The 20,602-nt window shown below is 29.5% G+C and carries 17 protein-coding genes; 2 read left to right on the top strand and 15 right to left on the bottom strand.

Features of this window, described 5'->3' with window-relative positions; translation table 11 throughout:
* Positions 1-25: 25 nt before the first annotated feature.
* The 5 genes from HGB55_RS07920 to HGB55_RS07900 form a co-directional block, all read right to left on the bottom strand.
* The gene (locus HGB55_RS07920; protein WP_168816354.1) at positions 26-1,159 is read right to left on the bottom strand and encodes a glycerate kinase; all 1,134 of its coding nucleotides are present in this window, start codon (positions 1,157-1,159) and stop codon (positions 26-28) included.
* A gap of 7 nt (positions 1,160-1,166) precedes the next feature.
* On the bottom strand, positions 1,167-2,861 hold the full coding sequence (locus HGB55_RS07915; protein ID WP_168816353.1) for an alpha-amylase family glycosyl hydrolase: 1,695 nt from the start codon (positions 2,859-2,861) through the stop codon (positions 1,167-1,169).
* Between the two features lie 15 nt (positions 2,862-2,876).
* The gene (locus tag HGB55_RS07910; protein WP_168816352.1) at positions 2,877-4,496 is read right to left on the bottom strand and encodes a sodium/solute symporter; all 1,620 of its coding nucleotides are present in this window, start codon (positions 4,494-4,496) and stop codon (positions 2,877-2,879) included.
* Between the two features lie 17 nt (positions 4,497-4,513).
* Positions 4,514-5,824, bottom strand: coding sequence for an amylo-alpha-1,6-glucosidase (locus HGB55_RS07905; protein WP_168816351.1), 1,311 nt, complete (start codon positions 5,822-5,824; stop codon positions 4,514-4,516).
* 81 nt (positions 5,825-5,905) lie between these two features.
* A complete protein-coding gene (locus HGB55_RS07900; RefSeq protein WP_168816350.1) occupies positions 5,906-8,494 on the bottom strand; it encodes a TonB-dependent receptor in 2,589 nt (862 codons plus the stop codon).
* 164 nt (positions 8,495-8,658) lie between these two features.
* On the opposite strand from HGB55_RS07900, the gene HGB55_RS07895 reads away from it, so the two are divergent.
* Positions 8,659-9,696 carry a LacI family DNA-binding transcriptional regulator gene (locus HGB55_RS07895; protein ID WP_168816349.1) on the top strand — a complete coding sequence of 346 codons (1,038 nt, stop codon included), beginning with the start codon at positions 8,659-8,661 and terminating at the stop codon, positions 9,694-9,696.
* 6 nt (positions 9,697-9,702) lie between these two features.
* Here HGB55_RS07895 and HGB55_RS07890 read toward each other — a convergent pair whose 3' ends face one another.
* From HGB55_RS07890 to katG, 5 genes are all read right to left on the bottom strand, one after another.
* The gene (locus tag HGB55_RS07890; protein WP_168816348.1) at positions 9,703-10,530 is read right to left on the bottom strand and encodes a carboxypeptidase-like regulatory domain-containing protein; all 828 of its coding nucleotides are present in this window, start codon (positions 10,528-10,530) and stop codon (positions 9,703-9,705) included.
* 98 nt (positions 10,531-10,628) lie between these two features.
* Positions 10,629-11,582 (bottom strand): TerC/Alx family metal homeostasis membrane protein, encoded by a 954-nt coding sequence (locus tag HGB55_RS07885; RefSeq protein WP_168816347.1) that lies wholly within the window; start codon positions 11,580-11,582, stop codon positions 10,629-10,631.
* A 39-nt stretch (positions 11,583-11,621) separates the two neighbouring features.
* Positions 11,622-12,191: a DUF502 domain-containing protein gene (locus tag HGB55_RS07880; protein ID WP_168816338.1), complete on the bottom strand. Its 570-nt coding sequence runs from the start codon at positions 12,189-12,191 to the stop codon at positions 11,622-11,624.
* A gap of 183 nt (positions 12,192-12,374) precedes the next feature.
* Positions 12,375-13,808 carry an amidohydrolase family protein gene (locus HGB55_RS07875; RefSeq protein ID WP_168816336.1) on the bottom strand — a complete coding sequence of 478 codons (1,434 nt, stop codon included), beginning with the start codon at positions 13,806-13,808 and terminating at the stop codon, positions 12,375-12,377.
* Positions 13,809-14,054: 246 nt separating this feature from the next.
* On the bottom strand, positions 14,055-16,292 hold the full coding sequence (gene katG / locus HGB55_RS07870) for a catalase/peroxidase HPI (protein WP_168816334.1): 2,238 nt from the start codon (positions 16,290-16,292) through the stop codon (positions 14,055-14,057).
* Between the two features lie 104 nt (positions 16,293-16,396).
* Here katG and HGB55_RS07865 point away from each other — a divergent pair, with 104 nt between their 5' ends.
* On the top strand, positions 16,397-17,332 hold the full coding sequence (locus HGB55_RS07865) for a hydrogen peroxide-inducible genes activator (RefSeq protein WP_168816332.1): 936 nt from the start codon (positions 16,397-16,399) through the stop codon (positions 17,330-17,332).
* 7 nt (positions 17,333-17,339) lie between these two features.
* On the opposite strand, the gene HGB55_RS07860 is transcribed toward HGB55_RS07865, so the two are convergent.
* The 5 genes from HGB55_RS07860 to HGB55_RS07840 form a co-directional block, all read right to left on the bottom strand.
* Positions 17,340-17,630: a hypothetical protein gene (locus HGB55_RS07860; RefSeq protein WP_168816330.1), complete on the bottom strand. Its 291-nt coding sequence runs from the start codon at positions 17,628-17,630 to the stop codon at positions 17,340-17,342.
* A 96-nt stretch (positions 17,631-17,726) separates the two neighbouring features.
* Positions 17,727-18,191, bottom strand: a complete 465-nt coding sequence (locus HGB55_RS07855) for a DinB family protein (RefSeq protein WP_168816322.1) — start codon at positions 18,189-18,191, stop codon at positions 17,727-17,729.
* A 111-nt stretch (positions 18,192-18,302) separates the two neighbouring features.
* Positions 18,303-19,031 carry a DUF4386 domain-containing protein gene (locus tag HGB55_RS07850; protein WP_168816320.1) on the bottom strand — a complete coding sequence of 243 codons (729 nt, stop codon included), beginning with the start codon at positions 19,029-19,031 and terminating at the stop codon, positions 18,303-18,305.
* A 493-nt stretch (positions 19,032-19,524) separates the two neighbouring features.
* Positions 19,525-19,908, bottom strand: coding sequence for an integrase core domain-containing protein (locus HGB55_RS07845; protein WP_168816318.1), 384 nt, complete (start codon positions 19,906-19,908; stop codon positions 19,525-19,527).
* An 11-nt stretch (positions 19,909-19,919) separates the two neighbouring features.
* Positions 19,920-20,408, bottom strand: coding sequence for a DDE-type integrase/transposase/recombinase (locus tag HGB55_RS07840; RefSeq protein ID WP_168816316.1), 489 nt, complete (start codon positions 20,406-20,408; stop codon positions 19,920-19,922).
* Positions 20,409-20,602: the final 194 nt, after the last annotated feature.

Below are 20,602 nucleotides of genomic sequence, written 5' to 3'. Positions count from 1 at the left end.
ACTTCTAATAGAACATAAAAGCCAACTATTTGTTGGCTTTTTTTATGCTTTTTATAATGTTTGAAGTAATTAAACTTACATAAAAATCAGCATTTTTGACAGCTTCTTCAACAGGTACATTTAAATCTACTATAGTACTGATAGCGCTAGGTTTTAAATTTTCTTCTACCAATTCTCTATCTTTTGCTATACCTGAAATTATGTAAAAAGGGATGTTATTTTCTTGGGCAATATCACTAATTCCTTTAATAACTTTTCCGTGAATTGTTTGCTTATCAACGCTGCCTTCACCGGTAATTATAAGGTCAATTCCTTTTTTTAGATGTTCTTTTAATCTGGTTTGTTCAATTACAAAATCAATACCTGATTTTATAGTCGCATTTAAAAAACAAACGGCTCCTGCACCTAAACCTCCTGCAGCCCCTGCACCTTTTATAGTTGAAACAGAAGTATGTAAGTATTTTTCAACTTTATTGCTAAAATTTTGCAGTCCTTGGTCGAGTAATTCAATTTCTTGGGTAGATGCACCTTTTTGAGATCCGTAGGTGTAAGCAGCTCCATTAATACCAAATAACGGATTTTTCACATCGCAAACAACTGTAAAATTGATGGTGTTTACATCTATTTTTAAATGGTTACGTTTAATTTCAGCAATATTTAAAAGCTCTTTACCTATTGGACTTATTTTTTCTCCTTTAGAATTACAGAATTCGTATCCTAAAGCAGCAGCCATTCCAATTCCGGCATCATTTGTGGCACTTCCTCCAATAAATAAAATAATGTTTTTAAAACCTCTTTTAATAGCATCTAAAATGAGTTCTCCGGTTCCAAACGTAGTTGTATAAAAGCAATTTTGTTCATTTTTTTCTAAAAGTTGTAGTCCTGATGCATTAGACATTTCAATATAAGCAGTGTTTTTAGAAATTTTGTAACTAGCTGTAATATCTTTAAATAAAGGATTTTTTACTAAAACTGAAATGGTTTCAAGTTTAAAATAATTTTGTAAAATTTCTAATGTACCTTCACCACCATCGGCTAAAGGATGTTTAATTACTTCAATAGACGAATCAATTAGGTGTACACCATTTTCAACAGCTAAACATACTTCGTTTGCTGTTAATGAACCTTTAAATTTATCGGGTGCAACTAAAATTCTCATAAATTTTTTATTGTTCTTTTAACCAATAGAATTGAAAAGGACTTAATTCCCAAGTAGCACTCATTACCTTATTTTCATTCAATAAGTTAATTGCATTTGGTACTAAGGCATTCATTTTTACAGTTGAATTGCTAAAATTAAATATCGTAAAAATAACCTCATTTTCGTGTGTTCTTTTTATAATAAAAATTTTATTGTTATTGGTTGAAGTATACGATGTTTTACCAAAAGGATGAAATGCTTTTTCTTGAGTTCGGATTTTAAGAAGTTTTTTATATGTAGAGTATATTTTGTTTCGTAAGGTTGTTGAAGTTGTCAGCTCTTTTTGAAGTGAATCAAAATTGAGTTTTTCTCTGTTAATTCTTCGTTTAATACCCGAATCTTCAACACCTTTATAATAATTACGAGACCCAACTAAAGAATGAAAATAAATACCCGGAATACCAGGGAAAGCTAACATTACAGTTTGGGTAAGCATCATTTTTTTTACACGTACATCATCTGTATCTGTTTGAGCACTCAGCAAATCCATATAGTTACAATTTAACTCGTAAGGAGATTGTGAGCCATCTTCATTATTTTTATATGAAACTTGTCCGCCGTGTTTTTCTGCGCGTTTGGCTAATAAGTTAATTTCTTCATCTGGAATTATATTTTGCAAAGGGCGTACTCCAACACCGTCATGACTTGCCGTAAAATTAAAAAAACAGACTTTATTACTTGGAAATGTTAAAGATTGTGCCCATTTTATAAGTGTAGTTACATCTTCTTTCATTATAGAATACACTAAAAGCGGGGAAAGGGTGAAATTATACACCATATCCGCCTCATCAAAACCATTACCAAAATAGGAAATATTTTCTTCGTGTGGTACATTGGTTTCTGTAATAAAAACCAAATTTGGAGTAAGCTCTCCAATAATTTTTTTGTATAACTTAATAATAGAATGCGTTTCTGTAAGGTGAATACAGTTGGTTCCTATCGTTTTCCATAAAAATGCAATGGCATCTAAACGAATGAATTTTGCACCTTTTGAAACGTAAAATAACAATACTTCCAATACAGCTATAAATACTTCCGGATCAGCATAATTTAGATCTACCTGATCTTCACTAAAAGTTGTCCATATGTGTTTTAGATCTCCTTTTTTTGTGTTGAAAGGAGTTAATAGAGGTAAAGCTCTTGGTCTAACTACTTTTGACAAGTCTTCTTTTGGATTTACAGCAATAAAGAAATTTTCAAAACCTTTTTCTTCAGCTAAAAATGATTGAAACCATTGAGAAGATTTTGACATATGATTAACAACAGCATCAAACATTAAATAACTTGATTCTGCTAAACTGGAAATATCTTTCCAAGTTCCTAAATTTTTGTCTACTTTAAAATAATCTTCCACCGAGAATCCATCATCTGAAGTGTATGGATAAAATGGAAGTATATGTGTACTGTTAATTTCGGGTGTGCAAAAGGTGTCAACAAATTCTTTTAATGTTTTTAAATGAGATTGTCCTTTTTTTTGAACATTATCACCATACGTTATTAAAATTACATCTTTTTCAGATAAAGGAATTTCTTCATCTTGAATTTTTGACGTGTATTTTTTTAATAATTTTTCTATATTTTCAAAAACCCAAATGGAACGCTCTCCATACAATGGTTTTAAAGTGTTTAAAATGGTTTCTTTTTCTAAAAACTTAATCATAAGTTACTTTTATTTTTAAATTCCTCCTAAAATGGTTGGCAGATAAATACTAAATAGAATGATTGCAATAAAAAAGAAGAGTAGAATAAATACTTCTTTTGACAATACATCTTCTCTTTTAATTGAAAAATTAATGTTTAAATTTTCATTGGTTTTGGTTTTGTAAATTTCACTAACTAGTAATGCTAAAATAGTTGTAATTAAAAAGCCAGTAAGGTTATACCAAATCCAAAAAATATTATCGAAATTGTATTTTACTATTAAATTTATGAGTACACCTCCAATAAGGCCAACATTCATGCCAATATGATTTACCCTTTTTACTAAAATTGCCAGTACAAAAGTGGCTAAAATTGGTCCGTAGAATTGTGAAGATATTATATTAATTAACTCAATTACAGTTCCTTTGCTCCCTCCAAATAAATAGGCAAAGGCAATACAAACAATTCCCCAAAACAATACAAAAAATTTAGAATATTTCATGTGTTTTTCAGTGCTTAACTTGGTTTTTCCTCTGTTAAATAAATCTTCAACAGTTACAGCTCCCAATGAGTTTATTGTTGAACTTAATGATGACATTGCTGCAGATAAGATACCTACAATTAAAACACCTATTAAACCGTGAGGTAAATACTTAGTTATAAAAACAGGAATCATTAAATCGGCTTTTATACCGTTAGCCATAAATTGTTCAGGATAATGAGTTTTGGTCATGGCTGTAATTTCACCTAAAAAATCTGGAGCTAAATACACTAATGATCCTATAATTAAACCCATTACGCAGTATACTAAAACAACCGGAAAACGAAGTAATCCGTTGGCAAGCAGTAATTTTTTTATGGTTTTTTCATTTTTGGCTGAAAGTAGTCGTTGTGCTTGTGTTTGGTCGGTTCCATAATAGGAAATATATAAGAATAAACCACCTAAAACCATTGGCCAAAAGCCAAATTCATCTCCGCTAAAACCATAGTTAGAAAAATCAACTACTTGTAATCTTTCAATATCAAATCCTGTAAAATTACCTGTTTCTTGAAGTAAATTCCATCCGTAAATAAGACATATAATCAATCCTGCAAATAAAATAATCATTTGGATAGTATCTCCCCAAACAACAGCTTTCATACCTCCTTGGTAAGAATAGATTAAGGTTATAACACTAATTATTATAATTGTCCAGTGAAAACTGATATTTAAAACCGCTTGTAATATCATTGCGATAGTATATACCATAACACCGGTTGCCAACGATCGGCTAACTTGAAAAACAACACTTAAAACAATTCTTGTTGATGTTGCAAATCGTCTTTCAACATATTCATAAATACTAACAATATTTGATCGGTAAAGGGGAGGAATGATGACCAACATAATTCCAACCATAGCCAAAGGAACAGCAAATTCAAAGGTTAACCATTTCATACCTCCATTTTGCGCCAGTCCAACAAAAGCCGGAGCAGAGATAAAACTAATTGCTGAAAGTTGGGTTGCCATTGTAGATAAACTCAATGGAAACCAACCCATATCCTGACCACCTAAAAAGTAGTCTTTAGCATTTTTATTTTCTTTGAAAAAATACCCTAATCCTAAAAAACCTGCAGAATATACTATAACAATTAAATAATCTAACCAATTCATACTGTTTGTTTTACATTTTAGTTATTAATTAAATCTAGGTATAAAGCAGCACTCCAAGAGAAGTTACTGCCTCCATACCCATTGATTTCTTTAGTGTAAGCTTTTTTTCTGGCATCAAAATACTCATAAAAACCAACTTTTTCCAGTATTTCAAGGGTATCAGACTTTATTTGTTTGGCAATATCATTATAACCATAATTAAGTAATCCATAATAAATAATCCAGTTTAAATTTACCCAAACAGGACCTCTCCAATATTTTTTTGGATCGAAGCGATTACTTGTTGGATCAAAAGAAGCACATAAATACATATTTTCACCGCCAAACTTGGTAATCATTGTATTGATAAGTTTTTCTGCTTGTTCTTTATTTGGTATTCCAGCAAATAATGGAGAAAAAGATGGTGAACTTATAAAGCGAATAGGTTTTTTATTTCTTAAATCAAAATGAATATAAGCACCCAATTCTTCATCATATAATTTAGAATTAAAAGAAGTTATGCTCTTTTTTTGCCATTTTTGAAGTTGCTCAATTTTAGTATCATTATTGCCAATAATTTTATACAAATTAATTAAAGAGTTATTGGATTTAATAAGCATGGCATTAAATAACGGATCTTGAACTAAAAAAGGTGATAATTCCGCTATTTTATAATCGTTGTATTTGCACTCTTTAGCTATATCTACAATGTGTAAATAATAATTGTATTCTTTTTTTGTTGGTCTTTGAGAAGGATCAACGTGTGAAGTATCTCTTCTTTCAAAATCATAATCCGGGACATCGAAGCTTTCCCAAATATCATCCCAAATAGGGGAGTTATCAGTACCTGATTCCCAATTATGGTATATATAAACTAATCCTTCATTGTGAGGATCTCTATTTTCATAAAAATAGCTATGATTTTTATAAACTTGATCAATATTATTTTTAATGAAATTTAGAATATCTTCTTTCTCAGTCGCAATTTTATAGATTTTTTCAAGCACAAATCCTGTAACAGGAGGTTGTGTCATTCCTGTAGATTTATATTTTTTATTTGCTTGTGCATGTAAGTTGGCTTGATGAAAATCTGGTCCCGGAAAATAAGTATTACTTTCATCATGAAAAATGATGTGAGGAATAAAACCGTTTTCCCACTGTGCATTTAAAAGTGTTTTTATTTCAGTTTTAGCTTTTTCAATATCAAAGTGAGCAAAACCAATAGCAATAAAGCCTGAGTCCCATAACCACTGAAAAGGATATAAACCTTTGCTGGGAATAGTAAACCCTTTTTCCTGAAAATTATTCAATAAGATTTCTTTAGCAGTATTACTAAGTTTATAATCCATAATTAATTTAATTTAAAGAATACATTAATAGAATACCCAACTATTAATGTATTCTTTTGAGAAAACAATTAACTTAAAAATTTAAAAATTGAAAGTAACATTAAAAAATAATCTTGTTGGTAAAATTGGTCTACCTACAAAATATTCTTCATCAGTTTGATTATTTCCTAGTCTAGGAGATCCTTCAGTAACACCTTCATCATCTAATAAATTAAATACTTGCATACCTAAACGAAGCGTTTCTTCTTTTTCTCCAATATCAAAAGTGTATCCACAATTTAGATTAAGAATTCCAAAACCGTCAAGTTTTATAGTATTTGCATCATTAGAATATTTATCTCCTGTGTAATTATAACTTAAACCACCATCAAATTTATTATTATCATAATCCAAACCAATTTTGGTTATAAAGTCTGGTTGTCTTCTTAATTTATTACCTTCTAACTCTGGGTCATTTTCAGATTTTGTTATTTCATGAGCTTGATAAGTCATAGTTCCGTTAAAACTAAAATTGTCATAGAATTTCCAGTTCCAAGTGCCTTCTACACCAAAAGTTTCAGTGTCTTGTTTATCCACTTCTTCAGTTGTTCCACCGCCTGGCGCATTTACAAAACTAATAGATCTTCTATCTTTTAAAGTTGTAGCGTAAGCTGCAAAAGTTCCTGAAAACTTTTCAGTTCCATATTTTAAACCAAGTTCACCTTGTATAATTGTTTCTGTTTCATAAGAAGCAGGATTACCAAAAGCATCAAATTGAACACCTCTTAACTCAGGGAAGAAATAACCTTTTGAGAAGTTACCATACACACTTAAATCATCACTTAGTTTATACAAAGCAGCTAAAGCAACGGCAAAATCGTCAGCAGAAACATGTCCTTTTGTGAATGATCCATTACCCCATTTTACATTATCTAAATTAGCAATTCCTGTATCGTCAACAGTATAAGTATCAGTCCCTTCATTTGAAATATCTCCGGAAGCTCTTTCATAACGTACACCTATATCAAAATTCCATCTTTCCAGTTTAATTTCATCTGTAGCAAAAAATGCAATTTTATTACTACTTATATCTCTGTTTGTATAAGAAGTTCCTCTATTTGTAATACCGTTAATTGTATAATCAGAAACATTTATTAATCTTGGGCTATTATTATATTCACTTAAATAGCTTGTGATATAATTAAAATCACCTGCTTTAGATCTAGATAAAAATGTACCAACAGTAATATTGTGATCTCCAATTACATTTGTCAATTTAATGTCGGCTACCAATTCTCTTAAAGGTCTTGTTCTATCTAAAATTCTGTTTTCGTATAATAAAGCATTAGAAGCTAAAGGTTGTCCGTTTAAATAAGTGAAAGTTCCACTAGATAAACTTCTTGCATCTAAGAATTCTTGTTGGGTTTCAACAGCTTTTGCACCGCTTACACCACTACCATCTAAAAAGAAATTAAATTGATGGTCGTATTTTGAATATCTTAATTTGGCATCTAATTTTAAGTTTTCTTCAAAATTATGCACAAAATTAGTCATAATATAACCACCTTTTGTAGAAACTCCATCTTCAAGAGGAGAATTGTAAATTCCATCAGGAGTTGCGTAAGAAAATCCTGCAGCTTCAGATGTTTGTAATGTCATAATTTCATCACCATCAGTTCCTTTAGGTTTATCTCTTGAGCCACCTTTTAAAGGATATGGTAAATAATATTGTACTTGATCATCAATATATTGACCATAAACAGTAAACGAGCCTTTTTCTGTAACTTTTTTAATATTACCTCTTAATTGAAAACCTTCTGTAGGTAAACCTGTTTTAATTGGGCCATCATCATATCTGTAAAAACCGGTTAAAGCATAAAAAGTATTTGAGTCTTCACCACCAACTTGTCCGCTGGTTAAAAACTCCCCTTTATATCTTGAATCTGTAGCAGTTTCTAATCGGATAATATTTTTAGGTGTTGCTGAACCTGTAACACTTGTATAATTTATAATACCTGCTACTGATCCTACACCATATAATATAGAAGAACCACCTCTAACAAATTCCAAGCTCTTCATTCCAATATCATTTCTAAAATAAACATCGTGTGCAGATGAGTTTAAACCAAAAGTGCTTAATACCGGCATTCCATCAATTTGTAATGGATTGAATTGGAATTGACCTCCTGAAGGTAAACCTCTAACAAAAATATTTGAAGCAACTTCACCACCACCACCTTCTGCAGTAATTCCCGGAACACTTCTAAGTACATCTGCCTGGCTACTTGTATTAACTCTTGATAATTGTTTTGCACTAAATGATGTAATTGAAAGTGGTGTTTCTTTTTGCGATCTTCTAGTAGATGTAGCTGTTAAAACTACGTCATCTAAACTTTCTACGCTTTCAATTAAAATAAAATCTATTGTTTGTGCGCCCGATAAAGTAATTTTTTTTGTTTGTGTAAAATATCCCATAAACGAGACTTTTAATTCTTGTTCACCAGATAATTGAGTTGATAATTCATACACACCATCAAAGTTGGTTGTTGTTCCAACATCAGTTCCAGTAATAATAATATTTACTCCTGGTATTGGGTTTCCCGTATTATCTAAAATAGTTCCTTTAATTATATTTTGAGAATAAGAAATGAAACCAATCAGCATTAAAAAAGGTAAAATGATTTTTTTCATAAGAGTGATTATTGATTAATAATTTATTAATTTTTGATTAAATTAAAGTTAATAGTCCTTCTATTTTTTAAAAAATCGTAAAATAATTCCGCAAACGTTACCGCAAACGTTTGAAACTTGATTTTTTTAATTCTATATTTACATTAAATTCAGTAAAATTAAATATGTCTAAAAAAAATATAACTACATTAAAGCAAATTGCAGAAGAACTAAATTTGTCGATATCAACTGTTTCAAGAGCTTTAAATGATCATCCTGATATAAGTTTAAAAACAAAAGAAAAAGTTATCTCAGTTTCAAAAAAATTTAATTATGCTCCTAACTTATTTGCAAAAGGATTTAGATCTCATAAAACAAATATAATTGGAGTTATAGTACCTAATATAGCTCATTACTTTACCTCAACTTTACTTAAAGGTGTAATTAGTGAAGCTGAAATTCACGGGTATAAAATTATTATTTCTGAATCTAGAAATAATGTGCAAAAGGAAGCGGAAATGTTAGAAACAATGAAGCAGTTTGGTGTTGATGGTATTTTACTGTCGTTAGTGAGAAAAACGCATAACGTAGATAGTATTTTGAAAGTTTTAGAACATATACCTTTGGTATTATTTGATAAAGTATCAACTAAAGTGCCTTGTACACAGGTTGTTATTGATGATGAAGATGCTGCCTTTAGAGCAGTAGAACATTTAATAAATACAGGAAAAAAGAGAATTGCTATTATAAAAGAAACAGAAAAATCATTCAATTCAGAAAAAAGATTTGCAGGCTATTTAAGGGCTTTAAAAAATTACAATTTAGAAATTGATGAGAATTTAATTTTAAGCACTGAAGATATTTCTATGCATCAAGGGAAAAGGCTTACAAGTATATTGTTAAGTTTACAAAATAGACCGGACGGTGTTTTTGCAGTAACCGATGGTGCTGCTATAGGAGTAATTAAAACTTTAAAAAAGCATAAAATAAAGATACCTGAAGAAATTGGAGTAGTAGGTTTTAGTAATTCAGAAAATTCAATAATTATTGAACCTAAATTAACAACTATAGATCAACCCGGACATAGAATAGGAGAAGTTGCTTTTAGAGCTTTAATTAATGAAATTAACAATAATGATAATACTGTAAACAATAAAACAATTGTTATAAAAACAAATATAATTGTTAGAGAATCTTCCTTTAAGTCTTTAGTTACAACTTAAAATAAATTATTGCTTTTTGTCTTCTTCTTTAATGGTACTGCCTTTTTTAATGGCTTTATAATTTTCATAACAAAGTAAAACAGCCTCAATAAGTTGCAGGTCACTTGCCGATTTTATAAAATAATCAGAATAATTACATTCGTTAAGTAGCTCGTTCAATTCTTCAGCATCCATGTCCAAATATTCCATCATCAATTCTCTATTGAATTTGTCTTCAAGCATTTTACGTAAGTCATCTTCGTCTTTAAGTTTTTTCAATTTTTTTAATTGATTTGGTTTTTTTCCAAACATATTATACACAAAATCTATAGGACGAAACAGCGCATCAACAGGAGAATTAAATTCTTTTTGCTGTTTTACACCAACTTCATAAGTTTGAGGTAACCCAACAATATGAATACGAGCATATTTATCTTTAGGCACATTTTTAGCATCAATTTCTAAAACCCCAATAAGTTTATGCGATTTAACCACTACTTCTTTTATTTCTTCAGCTTTTTCGTGTAGTTCAATTACTAACTCATTTCCCTTTAATAAATCATTTGTAATTTTTAATTTAATTGATTGATATCCTAAATAAGAGATGTAAATAGTATCTTGTACTTTGGTTGCTAAACTAAATTTACCTTCATCGTCTGAGATTGTTCCAATAACGGAGTTTAAATTAAATAAATGGGCACCTTTTAATGGTTGCTTATCTAAGTTACTTACAACCTGACCTTTTAAAAATACAATATTACTAGGGTTAATTATTGAATCGGCGGTCTTAGGTTCTTGTGAAAATCCTTTAATTGAAATTAAAAATAGGACTATATAAAATATTTTCTTTTGCATGTACAATTATACTAATTATTACTGATTCTTTTTATTAAAATAGAAAAAAGATAAAGGTTGTAAAAATATATAATATTGCTAATAATTCAATAATTTATCTATTTTTCTTTTATTTGATTTTTGTCAGCTTTTATTAATGATACATACACGCCAATTATTAATGAAATTGCAATTAATAAAAGTGAAAACCATTCAGGAATATCAACATAAGGCTCGGTAATCAATTTAACGGAAACAAAAACTAAAATTGAGAATATGCTATATTTCAGATAATTAAATTTCTGTAACATACTTGATAAGAAAAAGTATAAAGATCGTAAGCCCATTATTGCAAATATATTAGAGCTGTAAACAATAAAAGGATCTGTAGTTACTGCAAAAATTGCCGGAATACTGTCTAAAGCAAATAATAAATCGGTAAACTCAATTGTAACTAATGCGCCAAATAAAGCTGTAAAAACTTTTTTCCCATCAATAGTTGTTATAAATTTTCCTTTGTCTAGGTTATTACTATATCTAAAAAAATTCATCAACCACTTTTGCTGTTTAATTTCTTTGTTTTCAGTTTCTTTTTTTAGCATTTTAAATGCAGTAAATAAAAGGAATAAACCAAAAATTATATTCATTCCTTTAATTTTATGAATAAGTACCAGTCCTACACTTATTAGAATTGCTCTAAATACAATTGCACCAAGAATTCCTAAAAAAAGTAATTTATGTTGATGTTGATTTGGAATTTTGAAAGAAGTAAATATAATTGCAATTACAAAAAGATTATCAATACTTAGTGATAATTCAATTAAATAACCGGTCAAATATTTAATTACTGCCTGGTTTGGAGATAGATTGTTAATATTATCGATAATGTTACTATTGTAGCTCCAAAATATGATTAAGCAAAAAATTAGGGCATTAATAATAAAGAATAAAGTTTCAAAAATTGCCTTTTTTACAGATGATGGTTTATTTTTTTTGTGAAGTACAAAAAAATCAAACACTAAAAGTGTAAGTACATAAATAATTAAAATAATCCAAGGAGTTATATGTTCCATTTTGATGATATGTATTTAATAAAAAAAGACTTTTCAACTTTATTTTAAATCTGAAACACCTGCAGATACAATAAACTTCATTAAAACAGCCGGATTTATATCTAAAGATTTAATTTGATTTTTAGGAACTATAAATAACTCACCTGAAAAATTATAAGAATGAGGAAAGTATACAGCTACTTTATCTTTTTCGCCTATATGAGCCAAATCATCTTCAGTAATAAATCCTAGTTTTTCAAGATTTGAAATTGGGTTAACAAGCACTAATACTGGTTTGTTAAACTTTTTTTCTTTTCCTACAAAAGCTGAAAATAAATCGTTAACAGCCTGATAAATAAATTGTAATAGAGGAGCCTTTTCTAATACGTGTTTAAAAAGTATTTTGAAAGGCTTTGAAATTATGCTTTGACCAATAATACCAACTGTTATAAGAAACAGTATTAATACTACTACTCCTAAGCCGGGAATATCTACTTTAAGAAATTTTTGTAAAATATTATTAAGTAAATTATCAGCAAAGTTAAATATCCAATAAATAATGTAGGCTGTAACACCTAGTGGTGCAATGTATAATAAGCCTTGAAGGAAATAGTTAATAATTTTTTTCATTTTTTTTCATTTTTTTAATATAGCAATGCTTAAACTAATTGTTTAAAAAGCAAACTATTAATTGTATCAAAAATATTGAATTTATTAACTGTTATTAATTTATGGATGAAAAAAAGTTTATAACAATTATTGTACAATCTTTTTCAATTTTAAATGAAATATTTTATTGGTTGAGCTGTAGGTTTACTTCTCAACTATAAAATTCTCAACATATCTAAGTAAGGAAGCAATAAAATTGGTTCTGTTTTTTGCCTTTTTTTCAAAGTTATCTAAAATATCTCTATTTAATTTTCTACCATTTATAAATACAGTATTAGGTTTTTGTAAAGCTGATAATTCTATTAATGGATTTTCATCTAAAAGAAGAAGATTTGCAATCTTACCTTTTTCAATTGTACCCATATTACTCATTATTTTATGAGTTTTTGAAGCATTTACTGTGGCAGTTTTAATAACTTCATAATTAGAAAGTCCGGCTTCTTTGTAAAAAGATAATTCTTGATGGATTGAAAAACCGGGAACAGTAACTCCAATTCCGGCATCTGTACCACAAATTATATTGGCTTTTGCATCGTTAAGTTTTTTTATAATTAAAAGGTGAAAATCGTGCTGATTTTTTATTCTGTCAATTATAGATGAATCTTTTTTCTTAGTTGTATTCCAACGTTCAAATTGGCCTTTACTGTCAACTTTTTTTATAGATGGGTTCATAAATTTAACAGGTTCCGAAGATAATATTTCATCATCTTGAAGCATGTTGTAAATATTATAGTAAGCTATTAAGGTAGGGCAGAAAGAGGTATGTGGTGAATTGTGAAAATTGTTTATTACTTGATTGAGTTTTAATGTATCTAATTGATAATTTAGAGGCTGTTGTACAATATCTTCTGCATGTTCTATAGATTTTATTTGTGATTTAAAATGATATGAATAAGGTACTTTTTGTGAAGGGTGTGCAACAATATCCATATCAGAAATCTTAGCCTGTTCTATTATTGTGTCATATATATTTTTAGGTAAACCGTAGTACGTTTTTAGAAAATCATATCCTCGATTTTTATACGAAAGTACCTTTTTTTTAGCTTCTTCCGGATTGTTCAGTTGTAAATTATCATCACCAATAAACTCAGGACCTGTAAGTTTAGGTCCGGTAGTATAAAATAAAGGTGAAAGAATTTCTTCATTGTTAACTTCATTTTTTAGTCTCAAATGCATTGGCATACCCCACACATTTCTAATAGCCGTAACACCATTAGATAAATAAAGACCAAGTTCGTAGTTATCCCAAACATGTACATGCATATCAATAAGTCCGGGCATTAAAAATTTACCTTTAGCATCTATCACTTCAATATCCTGAATTTTAATACTGTCGTTGATAGATTGAATTATACCCTCTTTGATATATACCATTTTATTTGTTAAAACAGTATCTTGTGTCATCGAAATAACATTAACATTGGCTATAAGGTATGATTTGTTATTTGCAGCTTCATTCTTTTTGATTTTGAGGTAGCTTGTTCTTTGTTCATCAACAGTAAACGTGATAAGAATGAATATAATCAGTAATCCTACTAGTGTAAAAACAACTTTTAAAATTCGTTTTAATAATTTCATTTTGTATGCCTATTTTGTGTAAAAGTCAACTATGATATTCTGCATGGTACTAAGGTAATAATTGTGATTGAAATTTGGGCTAAGAAAATGTATTTCAATAAATCAAAAACAAGATGAAAAGTAAAACTTGCATTAATAGTTTATTACTAACTACTAATACAAGTTTTTGTTATTACAATATTAAGTTTACTTTTTATGTAAATTTTTTATCGAAATTAATATGAAAAACTTTGTTTTAATTCGGTTTTATTTCAAATCAAATCTATCTGCATTCATCACTTTTACCCAAGCATCAACAAAATCATTTACAAATTTTTCTTTGCAGTCATCTTGTGCATATACTTCAGCATATGAACGAAGAATTGAATTAGAACCAAAAACTAAATCCATACGTGTTGCAGTCCATTTAACTTCACCCGTTTTACGATCTTTAATTTCATAAAGGTTCTTTCCAACAGGTTTCCATTCGTAAGCCATATCGGTTAAGTTTACAAAGAAATCGTTAGTTAATGCCCCAACGTTATTGGTAAATACACCATATTTTGTGTTTCCGTAGTTAGTTCCCATAACTCTCATTCCACCAACCAAAACAGTCATTTCCGGTGCAGTTAATCCTAATAATTGAGTTCTGTCCAACATTAATTCTTCCGGGCTAACTACATACTCTTTTTTCATCCAGTTTCTATAACCGTCAGCTATAGGCTCCAAATAGTCAAATGATTCGGCATCAGTCATTTCATCAGTTGAGTCACCTCGTCCTGGTGCAAAAGGAACAGTTATATCAATTCCGGCAGATTTTGCAGCTTTTTCAACGCCAACATTACCTGCTAAAACAATAGTATCCGCTACACTAATACCAAATTCTGCAGCAATAGGTTCTAATACCGATAAAACATGAGCTAAACGTTTAGGTTCGTTACCTTCCCAATCTTTTTGAGGAGCTAAACGAATACGAGCTCCATTAGCGCCACCACGCATATCAGAACCTCGAAAAGTACGCGCACTATCCCATGCAGTTGAAACCATTTCTGAAACAGATAAACCTGATACTGAAATTTTAGCTTTAACAGTTTCAACATCGTAATCTTTTTTTCCTTCAGGAACAGGATCTTGCCAAATTAGATCTTCTTCAGGAACATCCGGTCCATAATAACGAACTTTTGGTCCCATATCTCTGTGTGTTAATTTAAACCATGCACGAGCAAATGTTTCAGAAAAATAGTCAGGATCTTTTATAAAACGTTGACAAATTTCATTGTAAATTGGATCTATCTTCATGGCCATATCAGCATCGGTCATCATAGGGTTATGTCGGATTGAAAAATCTTCAACATCAACCGGTCTATCTTCTTCTTTAATATTTACCGGTTCCCATTGCCATGCTCCGGCCGGACTTTTACGTAATTCCCATTCATGGCCAAATAACATATCAAAGAAACCATTATCCCATTGGGTTGGATGTGTTGTCCATGCACCTTCAAGCCCACTGGTTACAGTATATCTTCCTTTACCTGTTTTATGTGGGTTTTTCCAACCAAAGCCTTGTTCTTCAACACCTGCTGCTTCAGGATCCGGACCTAACTTACTAGCATCACCATTACCGTGAGTTTTACCAACTGTATGGCCACCTGCAGTTAATGCAACTGTTTCTTCATCATTCATTGCCATACGCTTAAAAGTTTCACGAACTTGAGCTGCTGTTTTTAAAGGATCAGGCTTACCATTAACACCTTCAGGATTCACATAAATTAATCCCATTTGAACGGCTGCTAATGGATTTTCCATAGTTTCAGGATTATCAACATCATCATAACGTTCATCACTAGGAGCTAACCATTCTTTTTCAGCGCCCCAATACACATCTTTTTCAGGATGCCAAATATCTTCTCGTCCAAAACCAAAACCAAAGGTTTTCAATCCCATATTTTCATAAGCAATAGTACCTGCTAAAATGATTAAATCAGCCCAACTAACTTTATTTCCATATTTTTTCTTAATAGGCCATAATAATCTTCTTGCTTTATCTAAGCTAACATTATCGGGCCATGAATTTAGAGGTGCAAAACGTTGATTTCCGGTTCCTCCACCGCCTCTTCCGTCTGCAATACGATAAGAACCTGCTGCGTGCCACGACATACGAATCATAAGTCCACCATAATGTCCCCAATCTGCAGGCCACCATTCTTGACTATCAATCATTAACGCATGCATATCTTTTTTTAAAGCCTCAATGTCTAATTTTTTAAGTTCTTCACGATAGTTAAATTTTTTTCCTAACGGATTGGTTTTAGTATCGTGTTGATGTAAAATGTCTAAATTAAGTGCATTTGGCCACCAATCCATTACCGATGACCCTGCGGAAGTATTTCCTCCATGCATTACAGGGCATTTACCTGATGAAGAAGTATGCTTTTCTTCATGACCGTTATCCTGTCCGTTATGATGAGGACATTTACTTTCATTAGATGTGTTACTGCTATCCATAATAATTAAATTTAAGTTTTATTCAAATGTATTTATTATTTTTGATTGACAAAAACGATATTTTCTATATTAGTATTGATAAAATAGATTAAAATTTTAACACAATGAATATACAACAAATTGATTATATACTGGCAGTAAATGAGTTAAGAAATTTTGGAAACGCTGCTGATAAAAGCTGTATTACACAATCTACTCTAAGTACTATGATTGGTAAATTTGAAGATGAAATAAATATTAAAATTTTTGACCGCAAAACAAAACCAATTTCTTTAACAAAAGAGGGGATTGCTATTATTCAGCAATTAAAAATAATTTCAAAAGAAATAACCACATTAAAAGAAGTTGTTCAATCTTTAAAGGGTGAATTATCAGGTGAATTAAAAATTGGTATTATACCAACGGTAGCTCCATTTATACTCCCTGAATTTTTAAATGATTTTGCAAAGAAGTTTCCTAAAATAACATTTTCAGTTAGTGAAAAAACTACTGATGTTATAACAGAATTGTTAATTAAGAGAGAGCTAGATATTGGTATATTGGCAATACCTGTTGGTATGAATGATTTAGAAGAAATACCTTTGTATAATGAGCCTTTTGTTTTGTACGATTGTTCTAAAAATAATGTTAATAGTTTTGTTAATATTGAGAATATTGATTTTAACAAGTTTTGGTTATTGGAAGAAGGCCATTGTTTACACACTCAGGTACAAAAAATTTGTGATTATGGAGGTAATAGAAATAATAATAATATAAATTTTAATTTCAAAGCAGGTTCAGTTGCCAGTCTAATTCGTTTTGTAAAAATAAATAAAGGTTTAACAATGTTACCTTATTTAGCATCGTTAGATTTATCACCTGCTGAATATAAAAAAATTACGCATTTTCAATCTCCGGTTCCTGTAAGAACTATTGGAATTGTAGTTCATAAACATTTTGTTAAAAAACAATTGTTAAATTTATTGGAACGTGAAATAAAAGATAAAATACAACCTATGTTAAATTCAAGGGGCGAAGAATTTGTTGTATCACCTTTATAAAAGTGAATTAACTTCCTGACAATGGAGAATTAAAAATTCCAACAGCAAGTTCAATCCATAATAATATAAATAGTAAAATTATTGTAACAACAGCAATTATTCTAAATATTGGGTTTTTTAGTTTATATAGTGCAAAATTAATAAGTAAGCCGGTTATTAAAAGTAAAATTCCTATAACAATAAAATCAAAAACTGACCAATTTATTTCTGAAGTGAAATGTATGCCAATAAAAGGAATGAGTAATAAGGACAGTACTGCTATTACTATGAAAAGAAATCTTTTATTTAATGTAAGCATTGTGTTTGATATTTATGGTGCTAAATAGAATGAAATTTACAATTATTAAATTATAATGAAAATTAAAAATAGTATAAATTGATTTGACTAATAAAGTTATTTCATCAATTTTTTAATTAAAATAATTTGGCCCAAGTGGTAATAACTGTGTTCAATAATCACATTTATGTTTCTAAGAATCGTACCGTATTTTTCATCTGCAAAAGTTTTTTCCAATTCTTTATCTGTCATATTTCTTACAACTTTCACAAACTTTTCTGAATCATCACAAAATTTATCAATTAAATCTTTCCAATCCTTTTGTGAATTAATTGGTTTTGAATCAAAACTGTACTTGTCTTTAATTTCAAGTTTTCCATTTTCAAAAAAGTTTAAAACTCCCGCTATATAGTAATCAATATGAAATGTAATATCTGCAATTGAATTTAATGAATCTATTTTCATTGTAGCTTTTCTCCAATCCAAATCAATAATTTCATTCTTTATGTTTGTACCTGTAACCCATTTACCATCGAGTAAAATTTCGTTTAAACGAATTACTAAAATTTTTGTCAGTTCCATTATTTAAATAATGTTAGTTAAAGTTACATAGTTTACACAAAATTAGTACTAATCTTGTTGATTATCATAATGAAGCAATTTTTTATGTGCGTTGTTGTGCGTTCGTTTTTTTTAATCAGTTTGTATTTTTTGTATGGTCTTAATTTTAGAGCCTTTTATTAAAAGCCAAATCATAAATATCAATTCTCCAAAGAATGTAATCAAAAGGAATTCTGTATTTATATTTGGAAATAGAAATAATCCCAAAGTATTTATTAAATAACCAAAACCAGCAATTATTAATAATATTCCAAATATTTTAGGGACATATTCCGCTTTAAAAACTAAATAACCGAGAAGAATTAAATAAATTCCAAAAATGATTAATCCGAAAGACCATTCATGGTGGAATGAATTAATATAAAATGTAATGGAATCATAAAATTGAGTTTGGTCTAATAATTTTGATTGTTTATTAATATCTAAAAGATTTAGAACCTTGATTAGATTAACCAATGCTACTAAATACATAGCAGCATAAATTAATCTAAACCAAGCTGTTAATAATGAAAGGTACTTGAAAACAGGTTTTAGAAAAACATACAAAGCCCAAGCAACTACTACGTCACAAATCAGTGTAATAAAGTGTAAAAAAATGCTTGTAGTGAATAACAATCTATTATCTATAATATTATTAGCTGTCAAGACAGGATTTTCAGTTATTAGTTTTGGGAAAATGTAAAATTCAGCAAACGGTACTGTTAACACCATAATTAATAACCCTAAACCAGATATTAAAGCAGCATTAGCTATGGATATATTTTTTTCCTTGATTTGAGTAGTTGATATAATAGAGTTCATATTAATTTATTCTTTCAATTAAGACTGAAATGATTATAATTTGTTACAATCGATAAGAAATTTCTGTTTCTTTATCATACCCTTATCATTGTAACGGTCTTGTACATGATTGCGTTGTGTATTGTTACGTAACTAAATTACTAAAATTGCTTCAAACTGGTGAAAAATCCACAGGATTTTCCAAATATGAGGAAAATCAATGAATTGTGCACATCTTAAGTTTGTCTAAAGTAACCATTTAAAATCATATCTAATTTTTCATTTTTAAGCAGAATTTAAGAACAGGAGAGAAGAGTTCTCAGAGAATTTTCAGTTGAAACAGAAATTTAGTTTTAGAAGAAAAATAGATCAAAACTCATTCAGGAATAATGCTCAAAATCAATCTGATTTTCAGTTTTAGTAAATCATTATTTTTGAAAGAAAATTTCTCTACCAATTTCTAATTGTATTATACTGAAATAGGTTGACCTTTTTTTGGTTCATTTTTGGTTAATTAAAAGGTCAAATATTCTAAATTTTGTTTATCCTTTTTGTAAGAATGATATTTTACATTTTGGTTGATATGAACAAAATCTGGAGTCTTTAATTTTAGGCTGAAATGTGTTCTTTTGTTGTTATAAATGCTCACTGCTCTTTTGATCATCTTGTTAGCTAAAGTACTATTTTTTATGGTTTGTTTAAGTCCGTACTCGTATTTTAATGTTCTATTGATTCGTTCTGCTACTGCATTTTCATAAGGATCGTACTGTTGTGTCATTGATAGTGTTATATTGTTTTGTTCAGCAAATTCGGTATATGCTGGATTACAGTATTGAATTCCTCTATCTGAATGATGTATCAGTTTTTCATTAGGATATTTACGATTTTTAATAGCCATAGCGAGTGCATCTATTTCATATGTGAGGCAAATTTATAGCCCATAATCTTCTTAGAATAGGCATCAGTAACCAGTGCGAGGTAACAGTGTTTGTTTTCTGTTTTGATATAAGTAATATCGCTTACCCAAAGCTGTTCAGATCGAGTAGGAGCCTTGTCCTTTACCAGATTATCATATTTATAAAAATGATGTTTAGAATTAGTTGTTATAAAATACCTTTTGGTCTTTGGAACTAAGAGGTTATAAGCTCTTAATAGTTTATAAAACTTGTCTCTTCCCATTTTTATTCCAAGTGATTCCATTTTAGATTTAAGATTGTCATGGAGCTTAATGCCACCGGTTCTTTGTCCGACTTCATCTCTATAATCCTTAATCATTTGAATTACGATTTGGTCATTGTTTACTTTGGTTCTATGTGATTTCAAGCGTTTATAGAAGGCTTGTTTACTAATCCCAAAACATTGGATCAACCATTTTCTTTTAAACGGTCTTGCTTGCATTCAATGTTGTAACGCAACAAAGCGTTTTAATTTTTAATAGTTACTAAGCTACGTTTTTTAATTCAGGTTCCAATACTTCTTTAGGAGTTTTATACCCAATGATTTTTCTGGGTTTGTTGTTTAGTTTATGTTCGAGTTTTAAGAGCTGTTTTTCGTCAATGAGGTTAAAATCTGTTCCTTTAGGGAAGTCCCTT

The organism is Lutibacter sp. B1, from assembly GCF_012524075.1.
In the GTDB taxonomy this organism is placed as follows: Bacteria; Bacteroidota; Bacteroidia; order Flavobacteriales; family Flavobacteriaceae; genus Lutibacter.
This window is presented reverse-complemented; position numbering and strand designations above follow the sequence as displayed.

Excerpts from the sequence above, each read along its gene's own strand:
- katG (WP_168816334.1), bottom strand. The coding sequence starts at position 16,292 with ATGGATAGCAGTAACACATCTAATGAAAGTAAATGTCCTCATCATAAC.
- HGB55_RS07905 (WP_168816351.1), bottom strand. The coding sequence starts at position 5,824 with ATGGATTATAAACTTAGTAATACTGCTAAAGAAATCTTATTGAATAAT.
- HGB55_RS07865 (WP_168816332.1), top strand. The coding sequence starts at position 16,397 with ATGAATATACAACAAATTGATTATATACTGGCAGTAAATGAGTTAAGA.
- HGB55_RS07910 (WP_168816352.1), bottom strand. The coding sequence starts at position 4,496 with ATGAATTGGTTAGATTATTTAATTGTTATAGTATATTCTGCAGGTTTT.
- HGB55_RS07885 (WP_168816347.1), bottom strand. The coding sequence starts at position 11,582 with ATGGAACATATAACTCCTTGGATTATTTTAATTATTTATGTACTTACA.
- HGB55_RS07855 (WP_168816322.1), bottom strand. The coding sequence starts at position 18,191 with ATGGAACTGACAAAAATTTTAGTAATTCGTTTAAACGAAATTTTACTC.
- HGB55_RS07895 (WP_168816349.1), top strand. The coding sequence starts at position 8,659 with ATGTCTAAAAAAAATATAACTACATTAAAGCAAATTGCAGAAGAACTA.
- HGB55_RS07915 (WP_168816353.1), bottom strand. The coding sequence starts at position 2,861 with ATGATTAAGTTTTTAGAAAAAGAAACCATTTTAAACACTTTAAAACCA.
- HGB55_RS07920 (WP_168816354.1), bottom strand. The coding sequence starts at position 1,159 with ATGAGAATTTTAGTTGCACCCGATAAATTTAAAGGTTCATTAACAGCA.
- HGB55_RS07850 (WP_168816320.1), bottom strand. The coding sequence starts at position 19,031 with ATGAACTCTATTATATCAACTACTCAAATCAAGGAAAAAAATATATCC.
- HGB55_RS07900 (WP_168816350.1), bottom strand. The coding sequence starts at position 8,494 with ATGAAAAAAATCATTTTACCTTTTTTAATGCTGATTGGTTTCATTTCT.
- HGB55_RS07860 (WP_168816330.1), bottom strand. The coding sequence starts at position 17,630 with ATGCTTACATTAAATAAAAGATTTCTTTTCATAGTAATAGCAGTACTG.
- HGB55_RS07845 (WP_168816318.1), bottom strand. The coding sequence starts at position 19,908 with ATGGCTATTAAAAATCGTAAATATCCTAATGAAAAACTGATACATCAT.
- HGB55_RS07890 (WP_168816348.1), bottom strand. The coding sequence starts at position 10,530 with ATGCAAAAGAAAATATTTTATATAGTCCTATTTTTAATTTCAATTAAA.
- HGB55_RS07875 (WP_168816336.1), bottom strand. The coding sequence starts at position 13,808 with ATGAAATTATTAAAACGAATTTTAAAAGTTGTTTTTACACTAGTAGGA.
- HGB55_RS07840 (WP_168816316.1), bottom strand. The coding sequence starts at position 20,408 with ATGCAAGCAAGACCGTTTAAAAGAAAATGGTTGATCCAATGTTTTGGG.
- HGB55_RS07880 (WP_168816338.1), bottom strand. The coding sequence starts at position 12,191 with ATGAAAAAAATTATTAACTATTTCCTTCAAGGCTTATTATACATTGCA.